At 64.6% G+C, this 16323-nt stretch carries 21 protein-coding genes; 9 read left to right on the top strand and 12 right to left on the bottom strand.

The features are described 5' to 3' along the window. Positions 1-40: 40 nt before the first annotated feature. The 10 genes from F7R26_RS40430 to F7R26_RS40475 all read right to left on the bottom strand — a co-directional run bounded on the left by F7R26_RS40430 (position 41) and on the right by F7R26_RS40475 (position 5813). Entirely contained in the window at positions 41-1099 is a 1059-nt protein-coding gene (locus F7R26_RS40430) for a transcriptional repressor gene korB (RefSeq protein ID WP_012478180.1), read from the bottom strand. Then, positions 1096-1860: a ParA family protein gene (locus F7R26_RS40435; RefSeq protein WP_013397098.1), complete on the bottom strand. Its 765-nt coding sequence runs from the start codon at positions 1858-1860 to the stop codon at positions 1096-1098. Before F7R26_RS40435 ends, F7R26_RS40430 begins: the two co-directional genes overlap by 4 nt. After that, positions 1857-2165, bottom strand: a complete 309-nt coding sequence (locus F7R26_RS40440) for a transcriptional regulator KorA (protein WP_011255197.1) — start codon at positions 2163-2165, stop codon at positions 1857-1859. The genes F7R26_RS40435 and F7R26_RS40440 overlap by 4 nt, the downstream gene beginning before the upstream one ends. A 120-nt stretch (positions 2166-2285) precedes the next feature. After that, entirely contained in the window at positions 2286-2696 is a 411-nt protein-coding gene (locus F7R26_RS40445) for a DUF2761 domain-containing protein (protein WP_011255198.1), read from the bottom strand. A gap of 1 nt (position 2697) precedes the next feature. Beyond that, a complete protein-coding gene (kleE, locus tag F7R26_RS40450; protein ID WP_012478184.1) occupies positions 2698-3024 on the bottom strand; it encodes a KleE stable inheritance protein in 327 nt (108 codons plus the stop codon). Between the two features lie 209 nt (positions 3025-3233). Continuing rightward, the gene (kleA, locus tag F7R26_RS40455) at positions 3234-3470 is read right to left on the bottom strand and encodes a stable inheritance protein KleA (protein ID WP_011255200.1); all 237 of its coding nucleotides are present in this window, start codon (positions 3468-3470) and stop codon (positions 3234-3236) included. 157 nt (positions 3471-3627) lie between these two features. After that, positions 3628-3885: a transcriptional repressor KorC gene (gene korC, locus F7R26_RS40460; RefSeq protein ID WP_012478185.1), complete on the bottom strand. Its 258-nt coding sequence runs from the start codon at positions 3883-3885 to the stop codon at positions 3628-3630. A gap of 16 nt (positions 3886-3901) precedes the next feature. Continuing rightward, complete coding sequence (locus F7R26_RS40465; RefSeq protein ID WP_012478186.1) at positions 3902-5110, bottom strand: hypothetical protein; 1209 nt, start codon at positions 5108-5110, stop codon at positions 3902-3904. 11 nt (positions 5111-5121) lie between these two features. After that, positions 5122-5340: a hypothetical protein gene (locus F7R26_RS40470; protein ID WP_012478187.1), complete on the bottom strand. Its 219-nt coding sequence runs from the start codon at positions 5338-5340 to the stop codon at positions 5122-5124. Between the two features lie 44 nt (positions 5341-5384). Continuing rightward, complete coding sequence (locus F7R26_RS40475) at positions 5385-5813, bottom strand: antirestriction protein (protein ID WP_011114069.1); 429 nt, start codon at positions 5811-5813, stop codon at positions 5385-5387. Positions 5814-5985: 172 nt separating this feature from the next. Between F7R26_RS40475 and F7R26_RS40480 the strand changes: the two genes are divergently transcribed. Then, on the top strand, positions 5986-6249 hold the full coding sequence (locus F7R26_RS40480) for a type II toxin-antitoxin system RelB/DinJ family antitoxin (RefSeq protein ID WP_011114070.1): 264 nt from the start codon (positions 5986-5988) through the stop codon (positions 6247-6249). After that, the gene (locus tag F7R26_RS40485; RefSeq protein ID WP_011114071.1) at positions 6236-6517 is read left to right on the top strand and encodes a type II toxin-antitoxin system YafQ family toxin; all 282 of its coding nucleotides are present in this window, start codon (positions 6236-6238) and stop codon (positions 6515-6517) included. Before F7R26_RS40480 ends, F7R26_RS40485 begins: the two co-directional genes overlap by 14 nt. 1385 nt (positions 6518-7902) lie before the next feature. Here F7R26_RS40485 and trfA read toward each other — a convergent pair. Together trfA and F7R26_RS40495 are read right to left on the bottom strand one after the other, a co-directional pair. Further along, positions 7903-9126, bottom strand: coding sequence for a plasmid replication initiator TrfA (gene trfA, locus F7R26_RS40490; protein ID WP_011013257.1), 1224 nt, complete (start codon positions 9124-9126; stop codon positions 7903-7905). A 48-nt stretch (positions 9127-9174) separates the two neighbouring features. Next, positions 9175-9513 carry a single-stranded DNA-binding protein gene (locus F7R26_RS40495; RefSeq protein WP_011013259.1) on the bottom strand — a complete coding sequence of 113 codons (339 nt, stop codon included), beginning with the start codon at positions 9511-9513 and terminating at the stop codon, positions 9175-9177. A gap of 109 nt (positions 9514-9622) precedes the next feature. Here F7R26_RS40495 and F7R26_RS40500 point away from each other — a divergent pair, with 109 nt between their 5' ends. From F7R26_RS40500 to trbG, 7 genes are all read left to right on the top strand, one after another. Beyond that, a complete protein-coding gene (locus F7R26_RS40500; protein WP_011013260.1) occupies positions 9623-9982 on the top strand; it encodes a transcriptional regulator in 360 nt (119 codons plus the stop codon). Positions 9983-10296: 314 nt separating this feature from the next. Continuing rightward, the gene (gene trbB, locus F7R26_RS40505) at positions 10297-11262 is read left to right on the top strand and encodes a P-type conjugative transfer ATPase TrbB (protein ID WP_011013261.1); all 966 of its coding nucleotides are present in this window, start codon (positions 10297-10299) and stop codon (positions 11260-11262) included. A 29-nt stretch (positions 11263-11291) separates the two neighbouring features. Next, positions 11292-11756 carry a conjugal transfer system pilin TrbC gene (gene trbC / locus F7R26_RS40510; protein ID WP_011013262.1) on the top strand — a complete coding sequence of 155 codons (465 nt, stop codon included), beginning with the start codon at positions 11292-11294 and terminating at the stop codon, positions 11754-11756. Between the two features lie 3 nt (positions 11757-11759). Next, on the top strand, positions 11760-12071 hold the full coding sequence (locus F7R26_RS40515; protein ID WP_011013263.1) for a conjugal transfer protein TrbD: 312 nt from the start codon (positions 11760-11762) through the stop codon (positions 12069-12071). Beyond that, entirely contained in the window at positions 12068-14626 is a 2559-nt protein-coding gene (locus F7R26_RS40520) for a VirB4 family type IV secretion/conjugal transfer ATPase (RefSeq protein ID WP_011013264.1), read from the top strand. The genes F7R26_RS40515 and F7R26_RS40520 overlap by 4 nt, the downstream gene beginning before the upstream one ends. Beyond that, positions 14623-15411 (top strand): conjugal transfer protein TrbF, encoded by a 789-nt coding sequence (locus F7R26_RS40525; RefSeq protein ID WP_011013265.1) that lies wholly within the window; start codon positions 14623-14625, stop codon positions 15409-15411. Before F7R26_RS40520 ends, F7R26_RS40525 begins: the two co-directional genes overlap by 4 nt. A 17-nt stretch (positions 15412-15428) precedes the next feature. After that, a complete protein-coding gene (gene trbG, locus F7R26_RS40530; protein ID WP_014386236.1) occupies positions 15429-16322 on the top strand; it encodes a P-type conjugative transfer protein TrbG in 894 nt (297 codons plus the stop codon). Position 16323: the final 1 nt, after the last annotated feature.

Here is a 16323-nt window from a genome sequence, read left to right on the forward strand (position 1 = left end):
GGCGCAGGGGTGCGGGGCGGCGGGGTCTGGTGCAGGGGGTCTAGCCCTCCAGCAGCGCGACAAGCTGCACTTTGCCAAGGTCGGCCTCGAACTCCTGGCCGTCATCCTCGTACTTGAGCCAGGCCCAGCCCTCGGCCGGCGGCCGGCGGTTGAGGATCAGGCGGGCCGGGCGGTCGTCGTGCGTGACCTGGATGATCGCTTTCTTGAGCTTGTCCGGGTCGGGTTCCTTCGGCTCCTTCTTCTTGGCGTCATCCTCCGGGCCTTGCCCGTCGCCCTCGGCCTCGCCATCCGTCTTGCCGCTGAACGCATCGACGGTGTTGGGGTCGCGGTCGCCTTCCTGGTGGCGCTTGTCCTCCAGGTACTCGCGCAGCAGCTTGACCGATCCGCGCGTCAGCTCCTGGCTGTCGTCGGCCAGCCACGCACCCACTTCCTCGGGGTTCTTCTTGAACGCCGTCACCAACTCGTTGATGACGGTCACATCCTTGGCGCGGCCAGTGTTGAACGCCTCGGCAATCGGTTCGGGCAAGTCCAGCAGCGTGACGTGCTGTGTGACGAACGCCGGCGACTTGCCGATCTCCTTGGCGATCTCCGACTTCTTCTTGCCCTTCGCCAGCTCGCGGCCGATGAAGTCCGCGATCTCGCGGGCCGTCAGTTCGTTGCGTTGCAGGTTCTCGATTACCTGGTCGGCCTCGTTGTAGTCGTTGTCGATGAAAGCCGGGATGGTGGTCTTGTCGGCCCATTTCGAGCCACGGTAGCGCCGCGCACCGTGGTTGATGAGGTAGCGGCCCGGCGCGTCCGGGTTCTCGCGCACGCTGATGGGCGACTTCACGCCGCGCAGCTTGATCGTCTCGCCGATCTCGGCGATGGACTCCGGCGAGAAGCCGGGGTTGTCCGCCGTGCGCGGCTGGTGCGGGTCTTCGTCGATGAGGTCAAGCGGCAGCTCCTGCGGGCCGCCAGGGGCCGCATTCGCGGCCTGTGGCTCGTCCAGCAAGCTCGACAGGTCGCCGAGGCCATCCAGGCCCAGCCCGCCGCCCTTGGGCTTCTCTGCGGCCGCTTGCGGGGCCTTCTTCTTGGCGTTGGTCTTTACGGCGCTGGTCATTGCGCGATCTCCATCTTCGTGAACACGTAATCCGCCAGGGCGCGCACTTCCTGGGTGGCCTTGCGCGCAGCGGTTTTCTTGATCTTCCACACTGGCATCTGCTCGCCCAGCGCCTCCGCGATACTGTCTCGCGCGCCGACACTGAACGGCAAGATCAGTTGCGGATATGCCTGCTGCAAGGTCGCCAGGTTGCTGACGTGGCGCGGCTTCCGCGCGTCCACCTTGTTCGGCACCATGCCGAGAAAGCGCAGCTTCGGGTTTTGCTTGCGCAGGTTGCCGATGACGGCAACCATCTTCTTCATGCCTTGCAAGCTGTACGCCTCCATTTCGACCGGCGAAAGCATGTAGTCGGCGGCCAGCACGGCCGCCGTCATGGCAACGCCAAGGGAAGGGGCGGTGTCGATCAGGCACACGTCGAAGAACTCGCCTAGCGCCGCGATGCTGGCCCGCAGCGCGCCGGCGGCCTGGGCCAAGTCCATCTTGTCCAGGTTGGCCAGGCTGGCATCGGCCGCGATCAGCGCCAGGCCGTCATCCTCCCGGCCAGCGAACCAGGCGCGCAGCTCGTCGCCGCCGGCGGTGAACATGCGACTGGCGGGATAGCCCGAGTCGTGGCCGGCCAGCGTCCAGCTTGCATTGCCCTGGGTGTCCAGGTCGATCACTGCAACCCGAAGGCCGCGCTCCTGGAAGTCGAACGCCAGGTGGCAGGTTGCGAAGGTCTTGCCCTGTCCGCCTTTCTGAATTGCCGTGACCAGTGTTTTCATGAGTTGGGTTCCTGTTTCCTCTTTCCCTTGGCGTCGGCTTCCCAACGCTTGACGATGAACGCTTGATGCTCCGGCAGTACCGCCGTCACCCGCGCGAAGCCCTGCGGGAGCACTTCCCCCGCCGCTGCCCACACGCGACTGACCGCTTGCGATACCGCCCCCTTGGTCAGCCCCAGCGAGGCCACAAACTCGGCCTGGGGCCTTCCATCGACCAGCACGCCGCGCGCTATGTCGATGGTCTGTTGCCCGATCTCCAGGCCCTTGATCGCCGCCTGGAATTGGGCTTCGGTTAGCCGTTTCTTCATGGAGAACACCCATATAAACTCCACACCCGGTTGTTGAACAAAAGGCGGTGCCAGCCGCCGACCATGTGCAGAAGTTTAGCTAAACTCGCCGGGCGCGTCAAGCCTTTTAGCGGCTAAAAATCACCCCTTCTTGGCGTCATCCGAATACAGCGCGGCTAGGCGCTTGAGGTCGTCGGGGCCTTGCTGAACCTCGACCACCCGCATTCCGTAGCGCCCCATCTGCGACGCGGCGCGCGAAACTGCGAGCTGCTGCGCGTGGTCGGCGCTCACGAAGAACGTCATCAACGGCCCCACGGTGCGCGTGCCGCCGCTCGCAAAGCACACGTCGAACGAACCGCCATGCACATGCGGATCGACGCCTTCAACGAGCCGCCAGGGGTCAAGGCCCCATTCCTCGGATTGCGCGCTGTACCAATAGGCCGGCGCATCGCCGTTCAAATCGCTGGCCGCGTACTCGCGCACCAGGACGGCCACGCGGCCCGTGGTTGGCTCCACGAATCCCGGCGGGTAGGGCAGGGTCTGTTTTTTCATGTCAAAGCCCCTTCGGCTTGTAGATCGAAACGAAGTAGGTGATCGCGGTCAGCACCGCGAAGTACACCAGGAACGACCAGCCGGCATACACGCCAGGCGTGTTCCAGTGGTAGAGCATCCGCACGAACTGAAAGAAGGTGGCAATCGACAGCACCCACTTGAGGATCGGCCAGACCAACACGGTCGCCACCCATACGAACTTGACCAGGCCGGCCAGCAGGCCAGCACCGGGGGCCTTGTTGGGGGCAGCAGGCGCGGCGGCAGGCTCCACCGGCGCGGGCGCGGCGGGCTGCTCGATCTCCTTGGGGAACTTGATGATGTTGGACATAGCTTGACCCTCCACGCGCTTACGTGTTGAATGCTGGGTGCTCCCACTCGGAAGCATGGTTACGGTGTGCCAGCACCAGGCCAAGCGCCCCGGATCACTCCGGGGCGTTCCTCCACCTGGGGCCGCCCTTGATCTTGCCTCGGCTCACGCAATACTCCCTTCTTGGCGTCCTCGATAGGCCCGGCCGTTGCCGACCGGGCCATGTGCTCTTACCAGCCGGCCCGGCGCTTGGCCTGCTCGACGGCTTCCATCGACCAATGGCCCTTGGCCTGCCCCTCCAGGGAGCATCCGGCGAAGTACGCCTTGCCGCGCAGTTCCTCGGCTTTGCGCACCAGCTCGGCCGCCTCGGCCATCATGGCCGCGATCTCGTCACGGCGGGCCGGGAAGTCGGTCGCTGCCGCGCCCTCCAGCTCGTCAATCCAGGGCATGATCTTGTTGTCGCTCATCGGACTTTCTCCGGTAGTTGACCTGGGCGATGTGCCCGGCCTTCAAGTGCTATATTAGGGCAAAATGCCCTAGCCTGTCAAGCACTTTAGCTAAACTTTTTTCGCTTTACCGGAATCCGAAGGCTAAACTTTAGCCGCTAAAACCTTTCCCTTGGCGTCAATCCTCTTTCCAGATCACGCCCAGCCCGGCCAGGTCGCACAGGATCGCCCATGCCGCATAGGGAATCGGGGTGTCCTCGCCGATCCAGCGGCGGATCGTGCGGTCGCCCTTCGCGCCCAGCCCCAGCGCCTTCGCGGCCTTGCTGCCGCTGAACCCGGCCAGGCGCAGCACCTCGCGGACTTCCTCGCCGGTCGGTTGTGCCCAGCGTTCGGCCGGCTTCAAGCACTCCAGCCGGATATTGGCGTCGTTCGTCATTCGTTCGTTCTCCTGGTCAAGTGATAAGCCGCAACTGGTCGAAGCCGTAGATCGACTGGATGCAGCTCGGGTCTGAATCGACCACGCGCCGGCCTGCGCGATTGGTCTTGTACGTTACCGGCCTGTCGTCGTGCGCCCACACCTGGCGGGTGTCGGGATGCACCTTCACGATGATGATGCGCTTGCCGATGTAGCGGTCGAAAACCGGGTGATGGACGCTCACGATCTCGCACCGCTGGCCGGGCTTGAACTCCACCCGGTCGGCCGGGCCTCCATCGCCATTCCTGGCGATGCTGCAGGTTGCCGCGCTCGCTCCCGGCATCGTCGTTTCCGGCGATACAGGCCCGCCCTCGACCGGCTCGGCATCGTCGGCTTTGACGATGCTGCAGGTCATCGTCGTTTCTGGCGATGCGGGATCTCGCTCCGGGCCTGCGCCGGTGATTTTTCCCTTGGCGTCCAACCCGGCGGCCCTGGCCGCCTTGATCCTGGTCGCGGCCTCGGCCGCCCAGCGCCTGGCGATGAAGGCCCGATGCGAGGGCAGCACCACATCGACCAGGACGAACCCCGGCGGCACCAGGACGGTCGCCGGTTCGCGCCGCGCCGGCGGCTCCAGGCCGGCCAGCCAAGCGGGCAGGGGAGCATCGGCCAGGCGGTCGCGGTAGCTGGCCTCGACCATCACCGGGCGCTTCTTCTCGGCTCGCTGCGCAGCCAGGATGCCGCGCGCAACCTCGTCCACCGTCATGCAGCCCTGCGCCGTGTCGAAGTGCGAGCGGTAGCCCGTTTCGGAGATAAACGGCCTGTCCAGGTCGATGACGTGGAACTGGAAGTGGGCACCCAGCGGCCCGCCGTAGCCGGCCTCGTACTCCACCAGGGCGCGCATGTCGCCATCCGCGACCAGGAACTGGCCGCGCTGGCCCCACAAGGGCACGTCGCCAGGCACCGCCGCGCAATGGCGCTCGATGACCTGGCCGGGCGCGTCGTGGTCGGCCATGCTGCCCACGTGCGTTCCGCCGTTCATCTTCCAGATGACGGCCTCGTATCGGTCGCTGGCCGCCTCGGCGGCCGCACCGTCGCCGCGCATGATCGCCGCGTCGATCTCCACCACGGCCGCCACGGCGGCGGCCAGCAGCTCGTCGCGTTCGGTGGGCAGCTCGGCCAGCAGCTCGGCCGCCGGCGCGTTCCAGTCCTGGCCCGGCTGGGCCGGCGTCTTGCGTTTCTTCGCCATCGGCCGGCCCCTCAAGTGTCAGCACGCCGCCACGCGATCACGTCGCGGGCTTCGTAGCCGTGGCGCTTGCAGTCGTCGCAGAATCCCGAGCTGAACCCCTTGTGGTTCGTGCCGATCCATGCGGCCGGCTTGCCGCATTCGTGGCCGTAGGTGCCCGGCTCGGCGTTGTGGCACTTGCCGTCCGTCGCGTAGCTGTTCGTCGGTGCCTGGGGAGCGTTGTTCCTGGTCATGGTCGCCTCCTGGAAGCCCCGGCCGAAGCCGGGGCCGCCCCTCATCAGTCAATAGCCCGGTAGATCGCGGCCGCCTCGGCGTGGCTGGCTGCGAAGCCGCGCAGGAAGTGATAGCGGTCGATCAGGGCATCGCCGGCGTCCGTGTCGGCGGCCTCGGCCGCGAGCTGGCCCAGCGCGAACAGGGTTGCGACAATGCCGGCGGCGTCGGCCGACAACTCGCCTCGGAAGCCGTTGCCGTCCACCTCGATCTCCAGGCGGTCGGCCAGGTCGGGGGCCATGTAAAAACCGCCGTCCGACAAGGTGTAGTAGTGCCAATACGCGCCGCTGTAGCGTTCGCAGAGCCGGCGAAGCCAGGCATACACCAGGGCCTCGCCGCGCATCATCAGACGCGGGCCGAAGTAGGCGGGCAGGAAGTCGAGGCGCTGGGCCTCGGCGACCAGGGAAGCGGTAACGGGTTGCTCTTGGGTGTTCATCGGACTTTCTCCGGTAGTTGACCTGGGCGAAATGCCCGGCCTTCAAGTGCTATATTAGGGCAAAATGTCCTAATCGTCAAGCACTTTAGCTAAACTTTTTGGCCGCTAAACCTTGCCCTTTCCCTTGGCGTGCATTACAATGTAATTCACGAACCCAACCGGAGAACCAATCATGGCTGCAAACCAGCTCGTACAAACGCGCATCGACGGCGCGATCAAGGAAGAAGCGGCGGCCGTCCTGGCCGCGATGGGCCTTACCGTGTCCGACGCGGTGCGGCTGCTGCTCACGAAGGTGGCCCAGGACAAGGCGCTGCCCTTCGAGCCGCTGATTCCGAACGCCACCACCATCGAGGCGATGAAGGAAGCCCGCAAGGGCAAGCTGCCGCGCTTCGCCACCGTCAACGATCTGATGGCCGATCTGCATGCGGCAGATTGAGCGCACCGGCCAGTTCAAGCGCGACTACAAGCGCGAGGCGAAAGGGCAGCACCGGGCCACGCTCGACGCCGACCTGGTGCCCGTCCTGGTCGCGCTCGCCGACGACCAGCCGCTGGAACCTCGGCACCGCGACCACGCGCTGACCGGGGACTGGAAGGATCACCGGGATTGCCACGTCAAGCCCGACCTGGTGCTGATCTACCAGAAGCCCGACGCCGACACGCTGCGCCTGGTGCGCCTCGGCTCTCACTCCGAACTCGGCTTGTGATCGGCGCGGGCCTGGCCCCGCGTCTCACGTTTCATTGACACTTGAGGGGCGCTTTCCGCGCCACCGGCCGAGCTGGCCGACCCCCTTCCTTGGCGTAAAACCTGCGGCGGTGGAGCTGCTGCGATGCTTGAGGATCGCGCGGCCGGTCGAACCGCGGCGACCTGGTTGGGGAGTGTGAGGGGGCTTTGCCCCCTCGCAAGCTCTCGAACTTACTGCCTTCCGCCAGGCGCTTGCGCCTGGCTCTCCTAAGCCGTAGCGCCGAAGGCGCTCCATTGTGGGGTGAGGCCGCAAGGCGGCCGAGGGGCGTAGCCCCTGGGGGGATGGGAGGCCGCTTGCGGCCGGGTGGGATCGAGAAGGGGGGTTTCCCCCCTTCGGCGGCCGGTCATGCTGCGCGGCAGCTTGGGCCGTGTTGCCGTTTTTTTCGCCAGCCTCTGGTTAAAACTACCTGGTTATATAAAAAGGTTATAAAGACGGTTAAAAACCTGGTTAGCATGACCGAAAAACGCGCGTAAACCGTTGTCACGCCAAGGAAAAGTGCGAAGAGGCCGCCCCTCAAGTGTCAATGGATAAGCCCCCCATGTGTCAATACGCTGCCCCTCAAGTGTCAAGAACCGCGCCCCTCAAGTGTCAGTAGGGCCGCCCCTCAAGTGTCAATACCGGGGCAGGGTTCCTAACAGGGTTATCCACAACTTCGGTGGATAACTCCATGCCGATCAGGCACTTAGGCCGCCTCGGCGGCCGCCTGGACGGCTCGACCAGGCCGAAATCGGCCGCTGCCCCCCAAGTGTCAACATCGCGCCGGCCCCGCTGCCCCTCAAGTGTCAACGTCAGGGCTGCGCCGGCCGGCCTCGGCCGACTTGTCCCGAAACTGTCCACAACGGCCGCGCCGGTGGGGCAGGGCAGGGAAGGCCCCGGAAACGGGCCAGGAAGGCCCGTCAGGGCCGCAAAGCCCAGCGGCGAGGGCCACCGGCCCGGTGAGCGTCGGGAAGGCGCTGGAAGCCCGCCAGGGGCGAGACGGGCGGCTCTGCCGCCTGGCTCGATGCGCAGCACGACATAGCCGGTTCTCGCGGCCGCCGGCCGGGAGAATCCCCCGCAGCTCGGCCCCTCAAGTGTCAAAGGGTGGATCTCATCGTCAGAAGCGGCGATGCGAGATCCAGCGCCGGCGTCGGCCGTCATCGTCGGAACTGGCGATGGGGCCCTCGGTTCATCGTCAAAGGTGGCGATGGTCGACCGTGGCCTGGACGTGGCCAGCCTCGCCGGAAATGACGATGCTGCAGCTCGACGTGCGCGCGACCAGGTGGCCGGAACTCCCTCGTCAGAAGCGGCGATGCTCGAGAAAAAAAGCCGCCTCGATCTCGGGCGGCTCTCCAGGGGCAGGGCGGCGGTCATCGCTTGCAATGCACCAGGTCGTCATTGATCCAGGCGCTGTCCACCAGGCCGTTTTCGCGCAGCTCGTCGCATGCCTCGCTGACCTGCTCGCGCCACTTCTTCACGCGGGTGGAATCCGAACCGCACATGAGCCGGAACGTCTCCAGCTTGAGCGGGTACGGCTCCTTGTGCGTGGCAAAGTAGTCGAACATCCGCCGCGCGGTGGGCGACAGCTTGCGGTACTTCTCCCACACGAATTTCGTGTAGTGGTCGCCGGCGAACAGCACCACCATTTCGGTGTCGATCTCGACCTGGCAGCGCGACGTGCGCTTGCCGCGATCCAGGATGCGGAAGCGCCGGATCAGCGACACGGATTCCAGGCGGCCCAGCCGCTGGGAAGAGAACTGCATCGCGGACGCTTGCAGCCGCGAAAGGCAGTCCTCGGCCTGCTTGTAGTAGCGGCCATTGATCGACCAGCCCAAGTCCTGGCAAATCTCGTAGAACGTGAACGTGACCGGCTCGCCCAGCGGCGTGCGCTTCGCGTATTCGAGCACCTGGGCAAACACCAGCTCGTCGCTGTCGGCGCGTAGCTCGATGCCGGTAAAGGTGATCTCCACGTCCTTGCTGATGTGGTAGATCGCCTCGCGCTGCAAGGCGGCGCGGGGCACCTTCTTGTTCCTGGTCGTGAAGATCGCCGACCGGCCGAAGTCGTTGGGCATGGCCCGCATGTGGTCGGGCCACGGCGCGAGGTCGAACAAGGAAAGCTGCATGTCCTTGATCTGCTGCTTCGTGTGCTTGAGCAAGGCGGCCTGCTTGGCCTGGCTGACCTGCTCGGCCAGCTCGCCGGTGGCACTGGCCGGCTTCTCGGTCGTTTTCTTGGTCGCCATCTGTTGCGTTCTCCGTTCGGCGGTCACGCCGCTGACTTTCTCGGCCAAGGTGTTGACCACGGTTCGCGGCTCGGGCGGAAGGCCCATAGTCCGCGCCAGCTCGGCCGACTCGGCCGCCATCCGCTCGGAGCGCGCCACGGCCGCGCTGGGCGGCGGTGGCGGTGGCTCCGGCGCTGCCGGCCCGTCCGGCAGCTCGAAGAGGGAACCGGCGGGGCGGAAAGCCCCGCCGGCGGTGCCGGCCTGCGCGTTGCGCTCGGCCGCGTAGCGGCGGGCAAGCGCCGTCGCGTCGGCCTCACTCAACCCGCCGTCGATGAGCTTGCGGCGGTAGCCCTGCTCGTCGAAACTGTCCGGCATATCTTCGTCCTCCTAGCATAACGCCCGGCCTGTGGCCGGGCGCGTTTCTCATTTGCCGCCTGGTTCCTTGGTATCCAGGTACTCGATCACGTCGGCGATGAAGTCAAAGCCGTACTCGGTCTGGCCGTCCTTCTCGAACTTCGTCGGCTCGATGCGGCCCTGGACGAACACCTTGGAGCCTTTGCCAAGGTACTTGCCCGCGTTCTCTGCCAGGCCGGCAAACGACTTGATGCGGAAGAAGTCGGTTTGCTCTTTCTTCTCGCCGGCGCGGTCGCGCCACACGCGGTTCACGGCCAGGTCGAATACGGCGCGGGCGCTGTTTTCGCTATGGCGAACATCAGTATCACGGGTAAGATTGCCGATAAACTGGAATTGGTTATGGCTCATGCGTAGCTCTCCAGGCTGTGATGAAGCCTAGAGTTTAGCTAAACCTAATTCCGAGGTCAAGAACTTTAGCGGCTAAAATTTCGAGCCGCCCATGCGCAAGGCGACGCCTTTGTATAACTACATCTTCTTCACGAACGTGCTGCGGCTGCTTGATGAGCGCCACATGACGAAAAAGGAGCTATCGGACAGGTCGGGGGTTTCGATCTCCTTCCTGTCCGATCTCACTACGGGCAAGGCCAATCCGTCCCTCAAGGTCATGCAGGACATTGCCAAGGCCCTTGATGCGCCGTTGCCCCTTCTGCTTGAATCAACCGACTTGGACAAGGACACGCTCGATGCCCTGGCCGGCGGCAAGGCTCCGCAGAGCCTTCCTGCCGGTTTCGAGCGAGTGGCGGCGGTGCTACCGTCGCATCAGGCATTCATCGTCAAGAAGTGGGGCGAGGCCGCCCGCAAGAAGCTCCGGGGGTAGGACGCCAAGAAAGAAAGCAGGGAAGGGACGCGGCAAGGAACTGAGCCAGCAGAAGCCAGCACTTTTTAGCCGCTAAAGCCCGCCGGGGTGGCTCAACCCCCGGAACACCCACAACGCAAGCCATAGGTTCGGTGCGAGGCGCACGGAGCATGCGCCGCGTTGTTTCTATTGCGATCAGCTCGGGACACGATTGAAAACACTCAATCCGTCATTCCGTTTGCTTGCTCGTCAAAAGACTTCGGTATATCGTATGAACCTGTGTAGAATGCGTGCGGTCAGGGCAGCACGCAAATCACATACATGGGATACACGGAATGACCGAACAGAAGCTGGAACACAACACGATCAAGGAACGGGCGAAGAAGAAGCTCGAACGCGACATGGGGCCGGAGCTGTTGGCAGCTCTGAACGATCCCAAGACCGTTGAAATCATGCTCAACGCGGACGGCAAAGTCTGGCAGGAGAAGCTGGGCGAGCCGATGAAGTGCATCGGCACCCTTCGCTTCGCGCAGGCCCAAGCCATGATCGAAACCATTGCCGGCTACCACGGCAAGGAAGTCACGCGGCAGCGGCCGATCCTGGAAGGCGAGTTCCCGCTAGACGGTAGCCGCTTTGCCGGCCAGCTCCCCCCGGTCGTGCCCGCACCGACCTTTGCGATCCGCAAGAAGGCGGTCGCCATCTTCACCCTGGCGCAGTACGTCGAGCGCGGAATCATGACCGCGCAGCAGCGCGATTCCTTGATTGCCGCCGTGCGTGCCCACCGGAACATCCTGGTGATCGGCGGCACCGGCTCGGGCAAGACCACGCTGGTGAACGCGATCATCAACGAGATGGTGCTTCAAGACCCGACCGAACGGGTTTTCATCATCGAGGACACCGGCGAAATCCAGTGCGCCGCCGAGAACTACGTCCAGTACCACACCAGCATCGACGTGACCATGACGGCGCTGCTCAAGACCACGCTGCGCATGCGGCCCGACCGCATCCTGGTCGGCGAAGTGCGCGGCCCCGAAGCACTTGATCTGTTGATGGCCTGGAACACCGGGCACGAAGGAGGAGCCGCAACCCTGCACGCAAACAACGCCAAAGCGGGCCTTGATCGGCTCGCCATGCTCATCAGCATGCACCCCGATTCACCCAAACCCATTGAACCGCTGATAGGCGAGGCGGTTCACGTGGTCGTTCATATCGCCCGCACCCCTGACGGCTCGCGGCGCATCCAGGAAATCCTTGAGGTTTCCGGCTACGCCAACGGCCAGTACGCAACCAAAACCCTGTAACCCTGTAACCCTGTAAGGAGCTTAGACCCATGCAATCGACCCTTCCCGCGTTCCGCTTCGACAGCCGCGCCGTGTTCTACCTGGGCATGTTCGCCCTCTTGGCGTTCTTCCTGCTGGCCCCCCAGCACGCTTTCGCCTCCGAAGGCACCGGCGGTTCCCTGCCGTATGAAGGCTGGTTGACCAACCTGCGCAACAGCGTCACCGGCCCGGTGGCCTTCGCGCTGTCGATCATCGGCATCGTTGTCGCCGGCGGCATCTTGATCTTCGGCGGCGAACTCAACGGCTTCTTCCGCACGTTGATCTTCATCGTCCTGGTCATGGCCCTGCTGGTCGGCGCGCAGAACATGATGAGCACCTTCTTCGGCCGTGGCGCGGAAATCGCCGCCCTGACCGATGGCGTGCTGCACCAGGCCAAGGTCGCGGCGCTGGACATGGCCGGCTTCCCTGGTGAAGCCATCGCACGCTGGGCCGAACGCGGCCACATCGCGGGGTAAGTCATGGCACTGCGCGCGATCCCCATCCGTAGGGCCGGCAACCGAGAAAACCTGTTCATGGGTGGCGACCGCGAGCTGGTGATGTTCTCGGGCCTGCTGGCCGGGGCGCTGATTTTCAGCGCCCAAGAAGTGAGGGCAACGGTGTTCGGCATCGCCTTGTGGTTCGGCGCGTTATTCGTGCTGCGCCTCATGGCGAAGTCCGACCCGAAGCTGCGACACGTGTACCTGCGGCACCGCCGGTACAAGCCGTACTACCCGGCTCGCAGCACGCCCTTCCGTGAAAACACGCCGAGTCAAGGGAAGCAATACAAATGATCGAAGCAATCGCAATTGGCATTGCTGTACTCGGTGCGGTTCTGTTGCTCATCCTCTTTGCCCGTATCCGTCAGGTCGATGCCGAGCTGAAGCTCAAGAAGCATCGGTCGAAGGACGCGGGCCTGGCCGACTTGCTCAACTATGCCGCCGTGGTCGATGACGGCGTGATCGTGGGCAAGAACGGCTCCTTTATGGCCGCCTGGCTGTACCAAGGGGATGACAACGCCAGCAGCACCGAAGAGCAGCGGGAAATGGTGTCCTTCCGCATCAACCAGGCCCTGGCGGGCCTGGGCAGCGGCTGGATGGTTCATGTCGATGCCGTGCGCCGGCCGGCACCCAACTACTCCGAGCGCGGCGTCTCCACCTTCACCGATCCGGTGTCGGCCGCCATTGATGAAGAGCGCCGGCGGCTCTTCGAGGGCCTGGGCACGATGTACGAAGGGCACTTCGTATTCGCCGTGACCTGGTTTCCGCCAGTGCTGGCCCAGCGCAAGTTCGTTGAGCTGATGTTTGACGATGACGCGGTGACGCCCGACCACACGGCCCGCACCGTGGGCCTCATCGAGCAGTTCAAGCGCGAAATCCGCAGCCTGGAATCGCGCATGTCCTCGGCCGTCAAGCTCACGCGCTTGAAGGGCCACAAGATCGCCACGGAAGAGGGCAGGGAAGTCACGCATGACGACTTCCTGAGCTGGTTGCAGTTCTGCGTGACCGGCAACTATCACCCGGTGCAGCTCCCCAGCAACCCGATGTACTTGGACGCCGTGATCGGCGGGCAAGAGCTGTGGGGCGGCGTCGTTCCGAAGATCGGCCGCAAGTTCATCCAGGTGGTGTCCCTCGAAGGCTTCCCCTTGGAGTCAACGCCTGGCCTGCTGTCGGCCCTGGCCGAGCTGCCGAGTGAATACCGCTGGTCGAGCCGCTTCATCTTCATGGATCAGCACGAGTCCTTGAAGCACCTGGACAAGTTCCGCAAGAAGTGGAAGCAGAAGATTCGCGGCTTCTTCGACCAGGTTTTCAACACCAACACCGGCAGCGTCAACCAGGACGCGGCAACGATGGTGGCCGATGCCGAGGCGGCCATCGCCGAGGTCAATAGCGGCCTGGTGGCCGCCGGCTACTTCACGTCCGTGGTCGTGTTGATGGATGAGGATCGGGAGCGCCTGGCGGCCGCCGCGCTGTCGGTCGAGAAGGCCATCAACCGGCTGGCCTTCGCGGCGCGCATCGAGACGATCAACACGATGGACGCCTACCTGGGCAGCTTGCCCGGCCACGGCGTCGAGAACGTGCGCCGGCCGCTCATCAACACGATGAACCTGGCCGACCTGCTGCCGACAAGCTCCATCTGGACGGGCAGCGCCACCGCGCCGTGCCCGATGTACCCGCCGCTGGCCCCGGCGCTCATGCACTGCGTCACGGTCGGCGCTACGCCCTTCCGGCTGAACCTGCACGTGCGCGACCTGGGCCACACCTTCATGTTCGGCCCGACCGGCGCGGGCAAATCGACGCACCTGGGCATCATCGCCGCGCAGCTCCGGCGCTATGCCGGCATGTCGATCTACGCCTTCGACAAGGGCATGTCGATGTACCCGCTCGCGGCCGCAATCAATGCCGGCTCGAAGGGCAAGACTGGCCTGCACTTCACGGTGGCCGCCGACGATGACCGCCTGGCCTTCTGCCCGCTCCAGTTCCTCGAAACGAAGGCGGATCGGGCTTGGGCGATGGAGTGGATCGACACGATCCTTGCGCTCAACGGCGTGGACACCACGCCAGGGCAGCGCAACGAGATCGGCCACGCGATCATGAGCATGCACGCCAGCGGCGCGCGCACGCTCTCCGAGTTCTCGGTGACGATCCAGGACGAAGCGATCCGCGAGGCCATCAAGCAATACACGGTGGACGGCTCGATGGGCCACCTGCTCGATGCCGAAGAGGATGGCCTGTCGCTCTCCGACTTCACGGTGTTCGAGATCGAAGAGCTGATGAACCTCGGCGAGAAGTTCGCGCTGCCGGTGCTGCTGTACCTGTTCCGCCGCATCGAGCGCGGCCTTAAAGGCCAGCCGGCCGTCATCATCCTGGACGAAGCCTGGTTGATGCTGGGCCACCCGGCGTTCCGCGCCAAGATTCGGGAATGGCTCAAGGTCTTGCGCAAGGCGAACTGCCTGGTGCTCATGGCTACGCAAAGCCTTTCCGACGCGGCCAACTCGGGCATCTTGGATGTGATCGTGGAATCGACCGCGACCAAGATTTTCCTGCCGAACGTCTATGCCCGCGACGAGGACACGGCGGCGCTCTATCGCCGCATGGGCCTCAACAAGCGGCAAATCGAAATCCTCGCCACGGCGGTTCCGAAGCGGCAGTACTACTACGTCTCCGAGAACGGCCGCCGCCTCTATGACCTCGCCCTGGGGCCGCTGGCCCTGGCCTTCGTCGGCGCGTCCGACAAGGAATCGGTCGCCGCCATCAAGAGCCTGCAAGCGAAGTTCGGCCATGAGTGGGTCGATCACTGGCTGGCCGGCCGCAATCTGAATCTCAATGACTACCTGGAGGCCGCATGAGCTTTGCCGACACCCTCAAGGGCTTGATCTTCAAGAAGCCCGCCACGGCCGCAGGACGCGACAAGCGCGACCCTCGGCAGACCGATGAACCGCTGGAAGGCGGCCGACGCCAGGGCGAGGCCGAGAACCCCTATCTGGCCGCTCGTCGCACCTGGAACGATCACGTGGGCGGCGTCGTGTCGTCTCGCCAGACCTGGCAAGTGATCGGCATCTTGTCGCTGTTGATCGCGCTCGCCGGCGTCGGCGGCGTGATCCACATCGGCAGCCAGTCGAAGTTCATCCCCTACGTGGTGGAAGTGGACAAGCTCGGCCAGACAGTGGCCGCCGGCCCGGTGCAAGCGGCCTCGAAGGCCGATGCCCGCGTCATCCATGCGACGGTCGCCGAGTTCATCACCGACGCCCGCACGGTCACGCCGGACGTGGCCTTGCAGCGCCGCTCTGTGTTCCGCGTGTACGCCAAGTTGTCGCCCAACGATCCGGCAACGCCAAAGATGAATGAGTGGTTGAACGGCACCCCGGATGCCAGCCCGTTCCGTCGCGCTGAAAAGGAAATGGTGAACGTCGAGATCAAGACGGCCATCCCGCAGACGCCGGACACCTGGCAAGTCGAGTGGGAAGAAACCGCCCGCGACCGTCAAGGCACACCGAAGGGCAAGCCCGCGATCTGGCGTGCGCTGGTCACTGTGTACGTCGCGGAAGTCACGCCGCAAACCACGGATGAGCAACTTCGGAACAACCCCCTAAGCGTGTACGTGCGGGACTACTCCTGGTCGCGCGTTCAATGAACCCAAGGACATTCACCATGAAGAAAATCTTTTCCGTTGTCGCCTTGGGCGCTGCGCTGCTGTCGCCCACCCTGGCCCTGGCCGCCGATGACCTGGCCGACAAGTATTTCACCGGCAAGAACCCGACGCTGACGCCTCAAGAGCGCGCGGCCATCGACATTGCGAAGCGATGGAACGCGGGCGCTGCCACCGGCATGAAGCCCGTCGCCGGCTCCAATGGCGCGATCAAGTTCCTGTTCGGCGCGCAGCAGCCCAGCATCGTGTGCGCGGTGCTCCAGGTGTGCGACGTGGCCTTGCAGCCAGGCGAGCAAGTCAACTCGATCAACCTGGGCGACACGGCCCGGTGGACGGTCGAGCCGGCCATCACCGGCAGCGGCCCCAACGAAGTGCAGCACCTCATCATCAAGCCGATGGATGTTGGCCTGGAAACCAGCCTCATCGTGACGACGAACCGCCGCGCCTATCACCTGCGCCTGCGCTCGCATCGCACCGAGTACATGCCGCAAGTCTCGTTCACCTACCCCGAGGACGCGCTTGCGAAGTGGGACGCGATCCAGCGCCGCGAAACGCAAGAACGCACCGACCGCACCATCCCGCAGACCGGCGAGTACCTGGGCGATCTCAAGTTCGACTATGACCTGTCCGGCTCGGCGAGCTGGAAGCCGGTGCGTGTGTTCAACGATGGCCGCAAGACCATCATCGAAATGCCCGGAACGATGGAGCAAACCGAAGCGCCGACGCTCCTGGTCGTGCGCCGCGAGGGCGGCATCTTCCGCGACGAGGAAACCGTGATGGTGAACTATCGCGTGCAGGGCAATCGCTACATCGTGGACACGGTGTTTGACCGCGCGATCCTGATTGCCGGTGTTGGTGGAAGCCAAGACCGCGTGACTATCTCCCGGAGGAAGTGAC

The organism is Cupriavidus basilensis (genome assembly GCF_008801925.2).
Classification (GTDB): Bacteria; Pseudomonadota; Gammaproteobacteria; order Burkholderiales; family Burkholderiaceae; genus Cupriavidus; species Cupriavidus basilensis.